Source organism: Phenylobacterium sp. (assembly GCF_025351295.1).
Classification (GTDB): Bacteria; Pseudomonadota; Alphaproteobacteria; order Caulobacterales; family Caulobacteraceae; genus Phenylobacterium.
Map to the genome: position 1 here is coordinate 1 of NZ_JANXWD010000161.1, position 13,539 is coordinate 13,539.

Here is a 13,539-nt window from a genome sequence, read left to right on the forward strand (position 1 = left end):
TCCCGCGGCTGGTCCGCGGGACCCATGCCAATGTCGCGCGGGCGGTACGATGGGTCCCGCGGACGATCCGCGGGATGACGACGCTTGGATCGGTGCGTCGCCCGGATCTGTAGGTTCCGAACGACCGGCCCCCTACTCCCAGCCCTGTTTCCAGCGGCGGATGGACCAGTAGCGGTAGCCTTCGCTCTCCACGAGGTTCCAGCCGCGCTTGCGCAGCGCGCGGCCGATCAGGTGGTTGAAGAAGCCGTGGGCCAGGACCACCACGGTCCCGCCGTCGGCGGCCAGGTCGATCAGCAGGGCGGCGGCCCGGTCGGCGCGATGCTCGGCCCGGTAGCGGTCTTCCTCGCCGTGATGATGGTTCAGGTACCACCACAGGACGCGGGTGACGAAGCCCCAGGTCTTCGGCGACAGCCGGATCCAGTCGGGCAGGTTGGGCGGCGGCAGGGGCGCCTCGATCAGCACCTCATGGCGGGCGAAGTCCTGCACGCCGACCAGCGTCTGGGCGCTCTGGATGGCGCGCAGGCGCGTGGAGGAGACCAGGGTCCCGGCCTCGGCGACCAGCCGGCGCAGGCGCGGCGGCGGGTCCTGGCCCGGCAGGATGCCGCCCAGCTCGTACTGCGCCCAGAACGCGCGGTACCCGGCGGCGGTCAGCTTTACCTTGCGGGATAGCGCCGGTTCGCCGTGACGCGCCAGGATGATGGCGCCGGGCTTGGGCGCGCCGGGTTTGGGGGTGTCGGTCAAGGCGCTGGCCAGAAATCCAGAAGATGCACCGCCGGCCGCCCTCACCCCTCGCCCAGGGCGCGGACGTGCGCGAGCGCCGAGCGGCCCAGAGCTTCGAGGTCGTAGCCGCCCTCAAGCGACGACACAACCCGACCCTTGGCGTGGCGGTTGGCGACGTCGGCGATGGCGCGGGTGGCCCAGGCGAAGTCGGCCTCTTCCAGGGTCTGGCCGCCGCCGCCGACCGGATCGCGGCGGTGGGCGTCGAAGCCGGCGGAGATCAGGATCAGGTCCGGGGCGAAGGCGTCGACCTGGTACATCAGCCCCTCGAAGGCCTTGCGCCAGACGGCCACGGGGGCGCCCTCCGGCGAGACGGCGTTGACGATGTTGCCGGGGACCGCCTCGTCCGGGTGGCCGGTGCCGGGCCACATCGGCCAGGACTGGATCGAGGCGAAGAAGGTGTCCGGCCGCCCGCCCAGCGCGGCCTGGGTGCCGTTGCCGTGGTGGATGTCGAAGTCCACCACCGCCACCTTGGTGAGCCCTGCCGCCTGGGCCGCCAGGGCGGCGACGGCGACGTTGGAGAAAATGCAGAAGCCCATCGGCAGGCCGGGCTCGGCGTGGTGGCCGGGCGGCCGGACGGCGCAGAAGCTGCGTTGCGCGCGGCCCGCCGCCACGTCGCGCACCGCCTGGACCACCGCCCCGGCCGCGCGCCGCGAGGCGATCAGGCTGCCCGGCGACATCGCAGTGTCGGGATCCAGCGCGCGGCGGCCGGTGGCGGGGGCCAGGCGAACGATCTGCGCCACATAGGCCGGGTCGTGCACCCGCAGCAGGTCGACGTCCTCGACCAGCGGCGCGTCATGCGGCGCGAGGTCCAGCGTGGCGTCGCCCAGGGCGTCCATGACGGCGGCCAGCCGCTCCGGTCGCTCCGGATGGCGGTCGCCCGGACGGTGGTCGAACATGTCCCGATGGGTGTAGAGCGCGACGGTCATGCCCCATCCTAACCCAGACTCGCGCCGCACCGATGCCTGAACCCGTCATACGTCGCGCCGGCCCAGCGGACGCCGAGACGCTGGCCGAGCTGGGCCTGCGCACGTTCGCGGAAACCTTCCGCCATCTCTACGCCGCCAACGACTTCGCCGCCTATACCGCCAAGGCCTATGCCCTGGACCGCATCGCGGCCGACCTGGCCGACCCCGCCTCGGCGATGTGGCTGGTGGAAGCCGACGGCCAGGCGATCGGCTATGCCCTGGCCGGCCCCTGCATCCTGCCCCACGCCGAGGTGACGCCGGGCTGCGGCGAGCTGAAGCGCATCTACTTCACCCGCGACCGCCAGGGCGGCGGCATCGGGCGGCGGCTGTTCGGCGCGGTGATGGGCTGGCTGCAGGCCGACGGGCCGCGCGCGGTCTGGATCGGGGTCTGGTCCGGCAACCACGGCGCCCTGCGGTTCTACGAGCGCGAGGGCTTCGTCAAGGCGGGGGAATATGACTTCCTGGTCGGCAAGACCATCGACCTGGAATTCATCCTGCGGCGACCGGCGGAGAGTTTTGCCGCGGAATCGTCACAATCGACCGCACGCGGACACAATTTCGCCTGAGTGAGCGCCGTTCACGCCCGTTTCATTGCCTCGATTTAACGACACGCCGGCTTGGCGATGGCCCCGGGTTTTGGGACCCTGGGGCGCGATCGGGCGTGGGGCTGCGGAGCGGCGGGTGGGGATGCTGAGGATCGGCTATTTGCGGCTCCGGGACCTTACCCGACTGGAGGACTGCGGGACCCATGAGGACACCGCCGCCCTCAAGGCCGCCGGCTGCCAGGTGGTCCGCGCCGAAGAGCCGGGCGCGCCGGGGCAGGCGTTGGCCTCGATCTTCGACTTCATCGGGGCCGGCGACGAACTGGTGGTCACCCGGCTCGACCGGCTGGCGGCGAGCGGCCGCGACCTGCTGGACGCGCTGGACCGGCTGGAGGCGCGCGGCGCCAACCTCGTCGTGCTGCGGCCCGAACTGTCCAGCGCGGGCCCCGGCGGGGTCGCCCTGCGCGCGGCGCTGGAGGCCGTCACCGACCTGGAACCCGCCGCCCGCCGCCGCCGCCGCCCGGCCGTCGCGGCCGCGCACGAGATCTTCGCCCTGCAGCAGGCCGGGGTCGGCCCGGTCGAGATCGCACGCCGGCTGGGCGTGTCGCGGATGACGGTGTGGCGCAAGCTGAAGGCGGTTGAGGCTTAGAGCCCCATATCCTCTCCCCCGGCGAAGCCGAGAGGGAGAGGAACGCGAGAAGCTTGAATTTTCGCTCCATCTAGCTCCGCCGTCGGGCCTGGACGAAATCCACGAAGGCGCGGAGCGGGGACGGGAGGGTGCGGCGGCTGGGGTAGTAGAGGAAGGGGCCCGGGAACGGCTCGGACCAGTCGGCCAGCACTTCGACCAGGCGGCCGCTGGCCAAGTGGGGGCCGATCGCGCCATCGAAGCCGAGCAGGAAGCCGGCGCCATCGAGGCAGGCCCGCAACAGAAGGTGTGAGCTGCTGGAGATCAGCGGCCCGCTCGGCGACAGCCGAACCGCCTCGCCACCCCTCTCGAACTCCCAGGCCGGCTCCGCGCCGCTCGGGAAGCGGACGCGCAGGCAGGGCCGCTCCAGCAGGTCGCGCGGGTGGATCGGCGCCCCGACGCGCTCCATCAGGGCCGGCGTCGCGGCGACCACGAACCGCTGCGGCGGGCCGAGCGACACGGCCACGACGTCCTGCGCCAGGCTCTCGCCCCAGCGGACGCCGGCGTCGAAGCCGCCCGCCACGATGTCCACCAGCCCGGTCTCGGAGACCACCTCCAGCCGCACCGCCGGATGGGCGGCGAGAAAGTCGGCGACCAGCGGGGCCAGCACCAGCTCGATCGCCGGCTCGGGGGCGTTGATCCTGAGGCTCCCCTGCGGCTGGGCCTGGGCCGAGCGCGCCTCCGACACCGCCTCGACGATCTCGGCCAGGGCCGGCTGCAGGCGGGTCAGCAGGGCCGCGCCGGCGTCGGTGAGCGCCACGCTGCGGGTGGTGCGGTTGAGGAGCCGCACGCCCATGCCGGCCTCCAGATCGCGCAGGGTCTGGCTGAGGGTGGAGGCCGACACGCCGCGCTCGATGGCCGCGCGCCGGAAGTTGCGATGCCGCGCGATGGCCGCGAAGCTGTCGAGGGCGTCCAGCTCGAGCCGGCTCATTGTGCGATTTTCCGTACAGTCCGTGACGCACAATGCCGATTAACGCGCGAAATGGACAGGCCTAGATAACCGCCATCGAACCCCGGAGGCGAACATGCAGACGCGTAAACTCGGAACCACCGGCCCCACGGTCTCGGCCCTCGGCCTGGGCGCCATGGGCATGAGCGACTTCTACGGCGACGCCGACCGGGCCGAGAGCCTGGCGACCCTGGCCGCGGCGGTCGAGGCCGGGATCACCCTGATCGACACCGGCGACTTCTATGGCATGGGCCATAACGAGCTGCTGATCGCGGAGGCGCTGAAGACCCTGCCCCGCGACCGGCTGGTGCTGAGCGTCAAGTTCGGCGCCCAGCGCGGGCCCGACAGCGCCTTCCTGGGCTTCGACGCCCGGCCCGCCGCCGTGAAGACGGCGCTGGCCTACAGCCTGAAGCGCCTGGGCGTAGACCACATCGACGTCTACCGGCCCGCGCGGCTGGACCCGGCCGTGCCGATCGAGGACACGGTGGGCGCCATCGCCGAGCTGGTGCAGGCCGGCTACGTGCGCCACATCGGCCTCTCCGAAGTGGGCGCCGAGACGATCCGGCGGGCCGCCGCCGTGCATCCGATCGTCGACCTGCAGATCGAGTACAGCCTGCTGTCGCGCGGCATCGAGGCCGCCATCCTGCCGACCTGCCGCGCGCTGGGGATCGCCATCACCGCCTATGGGGTGTTGGGGCGCGGCCTGATCGGCGGCCACGCGGTGCAGGTGGACGCGGCGGGCGACTTCCGCGGCCACAGCCCGCGCTTCCAGGGCGAGAACCTGAAGACGAACCTGGACCTGGCGGCGGCGCTGCGCGCGGCGGGCGAGGGCATCGGCCTGACGCCGGCCCAGGCGGCCATCGCCTGGGTGGCGGCCCAGGGCGCCGACATCGTCCCGCTGGTGGGCGCGCGCAAGCCGGAGCGGCTGGCCGAGGCCCTGGGGGCGCTGACGACCGCCCTGTCGCCGGACGCGCTGGCCGCCCTCGAACGGGCCGTGCCCAAGGGCGCGGCTGCCGGTGACCGCTACCCGGCCATGCAGATGGCGATGCTGGACTCAGAGCGGGGCTGAGACAGGTCGCGCACTGGACATCGGGGCGCCTCGGCCCCATCCTCCGGGTTCAAACGAACGTTCGACGCGAGTTATCCCTGATGTTCATGCGCTTCTTCACCGAGCTCCGCGAAGCCAAGATCCCGGTGACGCTGAAGGAATACCTCGTCCTGATGGAGGCGATGGACAAGGCGGTCATCGATCGTTCGATCGACGAATTCTACTACCTCTCGCGCTCGGCCCTGGTGAAGGACGAGAAGAACCTGGACAAGTTCGACCGGGTCTTCGGCCATGTCTTCAAGGGCCTGGAGAAGGTCGACCAGGGGATCGCCACGGACATCCCGGCCGAATGGCTGAAGAAGATGACCGAGCAGTTCCTCACCGAGGAGGAGAAGGCGCAGATCGAGGCCATGGGCGGCTTCGACAAGCTGATGGAGGCCCTGGCCCAGCGCGCCAAGGAGCAGGCCGAGGGCAAGGGCGAGGGCGAGCGGGGCGGCAAGCCCGACGGCTCCAACCCGTTCGGCGCCAACGGCTATCACCCCGAGGGCGTGCGGATCGGCCAGGACAAGGGCCGCCACGGCCGGGCCGTGAAGGTCTGGGACAAGCGCGAGTACAAGAACCTCGACGACGGCGTCGAGCTGGGGACGCGCAACATCAAGATGGCGCTGCGCCGGCTTCGCAAATGGGTCCGCGAGGGCCACCCCGACGAGCTCGACATGGGCGGCACCATCAAGGGCACGGCCGAGAAGGGCTACCTCGACATCCAGATGCGCGCCGAGCGGCGCAACAAGATCAGCGTGCTGCTGTTCCTCGACATCGGCGGCTCGATGGACGGCCACATCAAGCTCTGCGAAGAGCTGTTCTCGGCAGCGCGGTCCGAATTCAAGAACATGGAGTTCTACTACTTCCACAACTGCTTGTACGAAGGCGTGTGGAAGGACAACCGACGCCGGCACACCGAGAAGCTGAACACCTGGGACATCATCCACAAATTCCCCCACGATTACAAAGTGATCTTCGTGGGCGACGCCACCATGAGCCCCTATGAGATCACCTATCCGGGCGGCTCGGTGGAGCACTGGAACGAGGAGGCCGGCGCGGTCTGGATGGACCGGGTGGCCAACATCTTCGAGCACATGGTTTGGCTGAACCCGACCGCCGAGCGGCACTGGGACTACACGCCCTCGATCGGGGTGATGAAGCAGCTGATGAACGAGCGGATGTTCCCGCTGACCATCGACGGCCTGGACAAGGCGATGAAGGAGCTCTCGCGTTAGGTTTGCGCGCGGTCGGGTTCGACCTAAGCTCGCGTAACGCCTAAGGGATTCGCATGACCGATCCCATCATCCAGGACCCGCCGGAGGCCACCGAGGAGGCCCAGGCCGCCACCAAGGCGGCGGTGTTCAACGCGGCTGAGCGGCTGTTCGCGCTGCACGGCTTCCAGAACGTCTCGGTGCGCGACATCACCGCCGAAGCCAAGGTCAACCTGGCCAGCGTCAACTACCACTTCGGGTCGAAGGACAGCCTGCTGTTCGAGATCTTCCGGCGCCGGACCAGCGAGCTGAACCGCGAACGGGCCCGGATGCTGCACGAGGCGGGCGGCCGGCACGACGGCAAGCCGCCGGTGCGCGACATCCTGGAGGCCTATTTCGCCCCGCCGCTGCGCTGGGCCTCGCCGGACAACGACCGCCGCATCTCGGTGCAGTTCATCATCCGCGCCCGCTCCGAGGGCACCGCGGAGATGCGCGAGGTGCTGCGCAACGACGTCAGCCACCTGGCCCGCTTCGCCGACGCCCTGGCCGCCGCGCGGCCGGACCTGCCCAAGGAGGACGTCTACTGGCGGCTCCATTTCATCCTCGGCCTGGTCCACAACAACCGCTTCGCCGAGTTCGACCGGCTGCACCACCTGTCCGGCGGCGTCACCCGCGAGGCCGACGTCGAGGCCCTGCTGCGCCGCATGCTGGATTTCGCCGAAGCCGGCTTCAACGCCTAGGTGGGCGGCCTGGTCTGGAAGGCCACGGCCTATCGGTTCTTCGACACCTTCGTCCTGATCTTCCCGTTCTACACGGTGATGTTCATCGAGCATGGGATGAGCCCGGCCCAGATCGGCCTGGCCCTGGCCGCCTGGTCATTGACCGGTGTGGCGCTGGAGATTCCCACCGGCGTGCTGGCCGACCGGCTTTCGCGGCGGTGGCTGCTGTTCGCGGCCCAGGTGTTTCGCGGCCTGGGCTTCCTGCTCTGGGCCCTGGTCCCGACCTTTTGGGGCTACCTGGGCGGCTTCGTGTTGTGGGGCGTGAAGAGCGCGCTGGTCTCTGGGACGTTCGAGGCGCTGCTGTTCGATGAACTGAAGGCGGAGGGCCGGACCGAGGACTACGCCCGCGCCATCGGTCGCGCCCAGACTGGACGGTTCGCCGGCCTGATGGCGGCCGCTCTGATCGCCGCGCCCCTGGCCGGGCTGGGCAACCATGCCCTGACAGTCATCAGTTCGGCGAGCAGCCTGCTGGGGGCGGCGTCGGCCCTGCTGCTCCCCCGCGCCCCGAAGGCGGCGGTCACCGAGCGGCGGGACTACCTCGGCGTGATGCGTCGGGGCCTTGGCGAGGCGATGCAGCGGCCGGGCGTGCTGCCGATCCTGCTGTTCATCGCCCTGATGCAGTCGCTGCTCGCCGCCTGCGAAGACTACTGGCAGATCTTCGCCCGCGACGTGGGCCTGGCGCGGCCGCAGATCGCCCTGTTCGTGGCCGCCCTGGGCGCGGGCCAGGCCAGCGCGGCGGCGCTCGCCCACCGCGCCCCGCTGGAACGGCCCTGGTCGCTGCCGGCCCTGGTGGCGTTCGGCGGCCTGCTGCTGGCCGCCGCGGCGGCGATCTTCCAGCCGCTGGCCTCGGTGGTCCTGGCCGTGGCGTTCACCGCCCTGTGCCGGATCGCCGACGTGCGGGCCGATGCGCGCTTCCAGCAAGCACTCTCCGGCGAGGCGCGCGCGACCGTCGCCTCGGTGAAGGGTTTCGCCAGCCAGTGCGCAATCACCCTGCTGATCCTCAACTTCGGCCTGATGGCGCAATTCAGCGCCTACCGCGTCGCCTTCCTGGTCCACGGGGTGGCGTTGGCGGTCCTGGGCGGGGCCTATGTCCTGGTTTCGCTGCGCCGAACGCTCTAGCGGAACGGAGGGTCCCGCGAACACGTCGCGGGGTGACAGCTTATTGGAAGGTGGAGCTAGGTCCCCGGCCGCGCGGCCGTGACGTCCACCCCCATCGCGGCGATGGCGGCTTGGCAGTCCTCGCGTTCGCGGGCGCGCCAGGCGGTGGCGTTGGCGCTTTCGTGGGCGTCTTCGTAGGCGATGGCGACCAGCTTGGCCTTGACGCAGTGGTCGAGCGGGGCGCCGGCGTTCTGGTAGTCGGCCAGCGCCTCCTGGATCTTCAGGTTGTGCGTCATCCGCGCCTGGGCCTTCAGGGCCGGAGCACAGCCCGAGAGCGCGACGCCGATCGCCAGGAGGAAGAGCGTGCGGATCATGGCGCCAGAATGCCAGCCTAGGCCGCCAGCTTCCAGGCCAGCCTGAGGTCTTCCACGAACATCGCATAGGCCGCAGCCTTCGCCGCCTCGTCCGGCACGCGCAGCAGGTAGGACGGGTGATAGGTCACGACGCCCTGGGCCTGGTCGGGCAGTTGCAGGGCCTGGCCGCGGGTCTTGGCGATCGGGGTGGCCTTGCCGGTGACCGCGAGCGCGGCCGTGGCCCCCAGCATGACGATGACGCGGGGTCGGACCAGCCGCCGTTCCCCGTCCAGCCACCAGCGGCAGGCGGCGACCTCGCCCGGGTTCGGGGTCTGGTGGATGCGCCGCTTGCCGCGCAGCTCATGCTTGAAGTGCTTCACCGCATTGGTGACATAGGTCTCGGCGCGGAGCACGCCGGCGTCCTCCAGCGCCCGGTCGAACACCTGGCCGGCGGGGCCGACGAAGGGGCGACCGGCCAGGTCCTCCTGGTCGCCCGGTTGTTCGCCGACGAACATCAGCCGGGCGCGTGGCGGCCCCTCCCCGGTCACCCCCTGGGTGGAGTCGCGCCAGAGATCGCAGCGGCGGCAGTGGTCGACGCCGGCCGCGATCTCCTCCAGCGACGTCGGGGCCATGCCGTCGTAGGGGGCGTCGCGGCTGTTGCGGAGCGCGGCCTTGACCACGCGGCGGCTGGGTTGCGAGGGGGCCTGGCGGACCATGTCGGTGGTGCGGGCCTCCGCGCCGGCGATCAGCTGCGGAATGAGCCCGGCCTCCGGCAGGTTCCGCCAGTACATCTTCGGCATCTCCCGCTGCATGGCCTTGGGCTTCAGGCGGGCGGGGTTGAAGATCGACGCGTAGTAGGTTCGCCAGAAGTCTTCCAGGGCATCCTCGCGCGGTGCGTCGGCCGGGTCGGCGCCCGGGGTGACGGTCAGGTCGCAGCGGTCCCAGTGGACGCAGAGGTCGGGGGTCAGGATCGAGAACCGCTGGTTGGCGTACCTGCGGGCGAAGAACGGCGCGGTGGCGGCGACCACCCGGTGGGCGGGCTCGAACCAGGCGACATAGGCCTCGCCCTGGTCGTCGAAGGCGCAGCGGAAGCGGACAAAGGCCTTCATCTTGTGGGCGGCGCGGCCGACGGCGCTGGCGAAGTCATGGGCCCGGGCCACATCCGGGTCGGAGGCGATGCGCAGCAGGTGCGGCTGGTCCTGCAGCCGCCAGAGCAGGCGATAGAGCAGCGCGAACCGCTCGTCCGAGCGGTGCAGGATCGCCCGGCCGGCCAGATCCACGAACGCCTTGGGCACGGAGAACGTCGCGCCGGGGCCCGGCTTGGGCGGCGAGCCCGCGACCTCCTCCAGGTCGGCATCCGCCGGCCGGAACAGCGAATTGTCGCCGTCGACGGTCCATAGCGCGGCCTCCGGCGCCACGCCCCGGGCGCGCAGGTCGCGGGCCGCCTGGCGCCAGCCGTCGAAGTCGGTCTCGTGGGCGAGGCGGACCACCTGCATCAGAACAGGTCCAGCTGGCGCGGCTCGAGGCGGGCCCGCAGGTCGGCGCGGTCGAGGAGCTGGCCCGGCGACCAGTCGGCGGCGACCAGGAACGGCTTCAGCGTCTCGATGCCGCGCGACAGCCGCTTCACGTCCGCCAGGGTCAGGCGCTTGAAGCGCCGCACGTCCAGCAGCCGGTCGACCGCCCGCACCCCCAGGCCCGGCACGCGCAGCAGCTGCTCGCGATCGGCGGTGTTCACATCCATCGGAAAGTCGCCCCGGCAGCGCAACGCCCAGGCCAGCTTGGGGTCGATGGCCAGGTCGAGATCCTCGGTCTCGCCGATGATCTCGGCACGGTCGAAGCCGTAGACCCGCATCAGCCAGTCGGCCTGGTAGAGCCGGTGCTCGCGGATCAGCGGCGGTCGCTCCAGCGGCAGGCGCGAGCTGGAGTCCGGGATCGGCGAGAAGGCGGAATAGTAGACCCGCTTCAGCCTGTAGGCGCCGTAGAGGCCCTCGCTGCGTTTGAGGATCGCCCCGTCGGTGGCGGTGTCGGCGCCGACGATCATCTGGGTCGACTGGCCGGCGGGCGCGAACGGCGGCGGCCGGGCCTTGCGGCCCTTCTCCTGGCCGGCCTCGACACCCAGCCGCACGGCGCCCATCGCCTTCTTGATCACGACGACGTCTTTCTCGGGGGCGAGCGCGGCCAAGCTTTCGTCCTTGGGCAGTTCAATATTGATCGAGACGCGGTCGGCATAGAGCGCCGCCTGGTTGACCAGGGCGGGCGAGGCCTCCGGGATCACCTTGAGGTGGATGTAGCCGCGGAAGTCGTGGACCTCGCGCAGGCTGCGGGCCACCTGCACCATCTGTTCCATGGTGTAGTCGGCGTTGCGGATGATGCCGGAGGAGAGGAACAGGCCCTCGATGTAGTTGCGCCGGTAGAACCCCAGGGTCAGGTCGACGACCTCCTCGACCGTGAACCGCGCCCGGGGGACGTTGGAGCTGACCCGGTTCACGCAATAGGCGCAGTCGTAGACGCAGAAGTTGGTCAGCAGCAGCTTCAGCAGGCTGATGCATCGCCCGTCCGGCGCATAGGCGTGACAGATGCCCATGCCGGGGCCGCTGGACCCGACACCCTTGCCGCCCCGCGAATCCCGCTTCGGCGCGCCGGACGAGGCGCACGAGGCGTCGTACTTGGCCGCATCGGACAGAATGGCGAGCTTACGCTTGAGGGTCAGGGTCGGCACCCGCTTATGTGTAATGTTCCATTTTTGTTCACGCAAGCGCGGCATGGAGGAAAGGGCGCGGGTGCGGCATAATGGGTCAGCGCCGGGGACCGGCGCGCAGGATTCGGGGATTTCCTGATGAGCACCGCCGCCACGGTCGCGACCGAGGCCGACGCCCGGCCTGGGCTGTTCCAGGATCCGCTCGCCGACTGGACCAACGACGACATCCTGCTGACCAAACCGGCGCGCGCGGTGCTGGGCGCGCGCCACCTAGCGGGCCTGCGGGTGCTGGACTGGCCGGAACTGCGGGCCCAGTTCAATCGCTATGAGGAGCCGGCGAACCGGCATGCGCGCCGGGACCGGCGTCTTGGGCTGGGCTCGGTCGGCTGCGCGGTGCTGGGCCTGATCCTGGCGGCCTTCTCACCGCTGGCCGGGGGCGCGGCCGGATTCGCGGGCATGGCGGCGGCGGTCTTCGCCATCGCGGGAGCGAGCCTGGGCGTGTTTCACTGCCTGGACCAGACGTCCAAGGCCCGCTGGCTGGGCAACCGGTTCTGGACCGAGCGGCTGCGCAGCCTCTATTTCCAGGCGATCGTGAACAACCTGAGCCTGGTGGCCGGGGCGATGCGCGACGCGCCGTCGCTTGGCCAGTGGAAGCACACCCGCGCCGCCGCCCTGGACGCGCTGCCCTCCCCCGAAGACATGACCGCCCAGATCCGCAAGCTGGCGGGCGTGGTCACCGACAGCGAGGTGTGGGTCGATCCGCGCTGGGTCACCCCGCCGACGCCGCCGGAACCCTCCGAGGAGCTGGACATCCTGCTGACCCACCTGCGCAGCCAGCGGTTCGACAGCCAGCTGGCCTATTCCGACCGCAAGCTCAGCGACTCGCTGCGCGCGCCGATGCGCCGGTCGCAGCTGCTGGAGATCGGCAACGCCATCCTGCCGGCCGCGGCAGTGTTGGCGGCGGCGACAGGCGGCGGGCTGCTGGCGTTCGGCCTGACGACCTCGTCTCCGCTCGTTCAGTTGGCCCTGGGGGTCGCGGCCAGCATCACGGCGCTGGCCCTGGCGCTGCGGGTGATCAACGACAGCCTGCTGCTGTCGGACGACGCCAACCGGTACGCCTGGTACTCCGGCGCGGTGCTGCGGGCCCGCAACCGCTTCGACGCCGGCGACCTGGCCGAGAAGCTGGCCGCGCTGCGGGACATGGAAGCGGTCGCCTATCGCGACCTGCGTGAGTTCGTGGCCGCCCACTGGCGGGCGCGGTTCGTGCCATAGCGCCGGCGGGCGAGCGTTCCCGCATCGACTCGGCAGTCTCCCTGGAGAACGACATGGCATTGGCCGGCAAGCGCGTCCTGGTGATCGGCGGCGGGTCAGGGATCGGATTCGCCGTGGCGCAGGCGGTGCTGGCGGCGGGGGCGCAGGTGATGGTGGCCTCCAGCAACCTGGACCGCACCCAGGCCGCCGCCACCCGGCTGGGCCCCGGGGCCAGTGCGGCGCGGGTGGACGTTACCGACGAGGCCGCGGTGGAAGCCTTCTTCACGGACGTCGGCGGCTTCGACCATATCGCCGTGACCGCCGGCGATTGGGACGGCCCCCGACGCGGGCCCCTGGCGGAGCTCGACCTGACCGCCGCCGAGTCGCTGTTCCGGGTGCGGTTCTGGGGGGCGGTGGCGGTGGCCAAGCACGGGGCGCCCCGGCTGCCGGCCGGCGGCTCGCTGACCCTGACCGACGGGATGATCGCCCACCGGCCCTCGAAGGGCTCGGCGATCTCGACCGCGATGGCCGGAGCGGTCGAGCATGTCACCCGCGCCCTGGCGGTCGAGCTGGCCCCGGTGCGGGTGAACTGCGTCTGCCCAGGGCTGATCCGCACCGGCGTCTGGGACCGCATCCTGGCGGATCGCCGCGAGGCGCAGTTCGCCGAGATGACCAAGCGCCAGTTGGTGCCGCGGATCGGGGAACCGCAAGAGGCGGCCGAGGCCTACCTATACCTGATGCGTGGCGGCTACACGACGGGCCAGGTGCTGCGGGTGGACGGCGGCAGCGAGCTGGGCGGCTAGAGCGCGTCAGGCGCAAGTGGATCCCGGTTTCGCCGCCCGACGCGCTCTAATTCAAAGAGGTAGAGCTTTTCTGGTTCAAGTGACTCCACTTGAACCAGAAAGGCTCTAGGAGCCGTGAGGGATTGATCGTTACTGCAATTCCCCCGCTTGCGGGGGAACTTCATATCCAAGTCCCTCAATGCGAACCGCCAATCGCTCTAGCAGGCTGTTGAAAAAGTCGACGGTGAGGGCCGATTTTCGCCCTCTCATGGCCCTTCCGCTCAAACAGGCAAAATCTCGTAGTTGAAATAATTGGGTTTTCTGAATCTCTAGGGCTGCAAACTTGCGCCTCAGGC

Annotated in this window: 15 protein-coding genes; 8 read left to right on the top strand and 7 right to left on the bottom strand. The window is 70.6% G+C overall.

Going from position 1 to position 13,539, the window contains the following annotated elements; translation table 11 throughout:
- Positions 1 to 132 precede the first annotated feature (132 nt).
- Both Q0R13_RS21590 and Q0R13_RS21595 read right to left on the bottom strand, forming a co-directional pair.
- Complete coding sequence (locus Q0R13_RS21590; protein WP_293907865.1) at positions 133 to 741, bottom strand: histidine phosphatase family protein; 609 nt, start codon at positions 739 to 741, stop codon at positions 133 to 135.
- Between the two features lie 41 nt (positions 742 to 782).
- The gene (locus Q0R13_RS21595; protein WP_293907867.1) at positions 783 to 1,706 is read right to left on the bottom strand and encodes a histone deacetylase family protein; all 924 of its coding nucleotides are present in this window, start codon (positions 1,704 to 1,706) and stop codon (positions 783 to 785) included.
- Positions 1,707 to 1,738: 32 nt separating this feature from the next.
- Between Q0R13_RS21595 and Q0R13_RS21600 the strand changes: the two genes are divergently transcribed.
- Positions 1,739 to 2,311, top strand: coding sequence for a GNAT family N-acetyltransferase (locus Q0R13_RS21600; RefSeq protein WP_293907869.1), 573 nt, complete (start codon positions 1,739 to 1,741; stop codon positions 2,309 to 2,311).
- A gap of 121 nt (positions 2,312 to 2,432) precedes the next feature.
- Positions 2,433 to 2,936 carry a recombinase family protein gene (locus Q0R13_RS21605; RefSeq protein ID WP_293907893.1) on the top strand — a complete coding sequence of 168 codons (504 nt, stop codon included), beginning with the start codon at positions 2,433 to 2,435 and terminating at the stop codon, positions 2,934 to 2,936.
- Between the two features lie 70 nt (positions 2,937 to 3,006).
- Here Q0R13_RS21605 and Q0R13_RS21610 read toward each other — a convergent pair whose 3' ends face one another.
- A complete protein-coding gene (locus tag Q0R13_RS21610; protein WP_293907871.1) occupies positions 3,007 to 3,903 on the bottom strand; it encodes a LysR substrate-binding domain-containing protein in 897 nt (298 codons plus the stop codon).
- Between the two features lie 94 nt (positions 3,904 to 3,997).
- On the opposite strand from Q0R13_RS21610, the gene Q0R13_RS21615 reads away from it, so the two are divergent.
- From Q0R13_RS21615 to Q0R13_RS21630, 4 genes are all read left to right on the top strand, one after another.
- Positions 3,998 to 4,990, top strand: a complete 993-nt coding sequence (locus Q0R13_RS21615; protein WP_293907874.1) for an aldo/keto reductase — start codon at positions 3,998 to 4,000, stop codon at positions 4,988 to 4,990.
- Positions 4,991 to 5,070: 80 nt separating this feature from the next.
- Positions 5,071 to 6,246 (top strand): VWA domain-containing protein, encoded by a 1,176-nt coding sequence (locus tag Q0R13_RS21620; protein WP_293907876.1) that lies wholly within the window; start codon positions 5,071 to 5,073, stop codon positions 6,244 to 6,246.
- Between the two features lie 53 nt (positions 6,247 to 6,299).
- Positions 6,300 to 6,962, top strand: a complete 663-nt coding sequence (locus Q0R13_RS21625; RefSeq protein WP_293907878.1) for a TetR/AcrR family transcriptional regulator — start codon at positions 6,300 to 6,302, stop codon at positions 6,960 to 6,962.
- Complete coding sequence (locus Q0R13_RS21630; RefSeq protein ID WP_293907880.1) at positions 6,963 to 8,120, top strand: MFS transporter; 1,158 nt, start codon at positions 6,963 to 6,965, stop codon at positions 8,118 to 8,120.
- Positions 8,121 to 8,176: 56 nt separating this feature from the next.
- Here Q0R13_RS21630 and Q0R13_RS21635 read toward each other — a convergent pair whose 3' ends face one another.
- Genes Q0R13_RS21635 through Q0R13_RS21645 form a run of 3 tightly spaced genes read right to left on the bottom strand, consistent with a single transcriptional unit; the run spans position 8,177 to position 11,171 of the window.
- Positions 8,177 to 8,473, bottom strand: coding sequence for a hypothetical protein (locus Q0R13_RS21635; protein WP_293907882.1), 297 nt, complete (start codon positions 8,471 to 8,473; stop codon positions 8,177 to 8,179).
- Between the two features lie 17 nt (positions 8,474 to 8,490).
- Positions 8,491 to 9,948: a UdgX family uracil-DNA binding protein gene (locus Q0R13_RS21640; RefSeq protein ID WP_293907884.1), complete on the bottom strand. Its 1,458-nt coding sequence runs from the start codon at positions 9,946 to 9,948 to the stop codon at positions 8,491 to 8,493.
- Entirely contained in the window at positions 9,948 to 11,171 is a 1,224-nt protein-coding gene (locus Q0R13_RS21645; protein ID WP_293907885.1) for a putative DNA modification/repair radical SAM protein, read from the bottom strand. Before Q0R13_RS21645 ends, Q0R13_RS21640 begins: the two co-directional genes overlap by 1 nt.
- A gap of 117 nt (positions 11,172 to 11,288) precedes the next feature.
- Here Q0R13_RS21645 and Q0R13_RS21650 point away from each other — a divergent pair, with 117 nt between their 5' ends.
- Entirely contained in the window at positions 11,289 to 12,422 is a 1,134-nt protein-coding gene (locus Q0R13_RS21650) for a hypothetical protein (RefSeq protein WP_293907887.1), read from the top strand.
- 53 nt (positions 12,423 to 12,475) lie between these two features.
- A complete protein-coding gene (locus Q0R13_RS21655; protein WP_293907889.1) occupies positions 12,476 to 13,204 on the top strand; it encodes an SDR family oxidoreductase in 729 nt (242 codons plus the stop codon).
- A gap of 129 nt (positions 13,205 to 13,333) precedes the next feature.
- Here the strand turns inward: Q0R13_RS21655 and Q0R13_RS21660 are convergent.
- A partial coding sequence (locus Q0R13_RS21660; protein ID WP_293907891.1) for a hypothetical protein occupies positions 13,334 to 13,539 on the bottom strand: 206 nt, incomplete at its 5' end.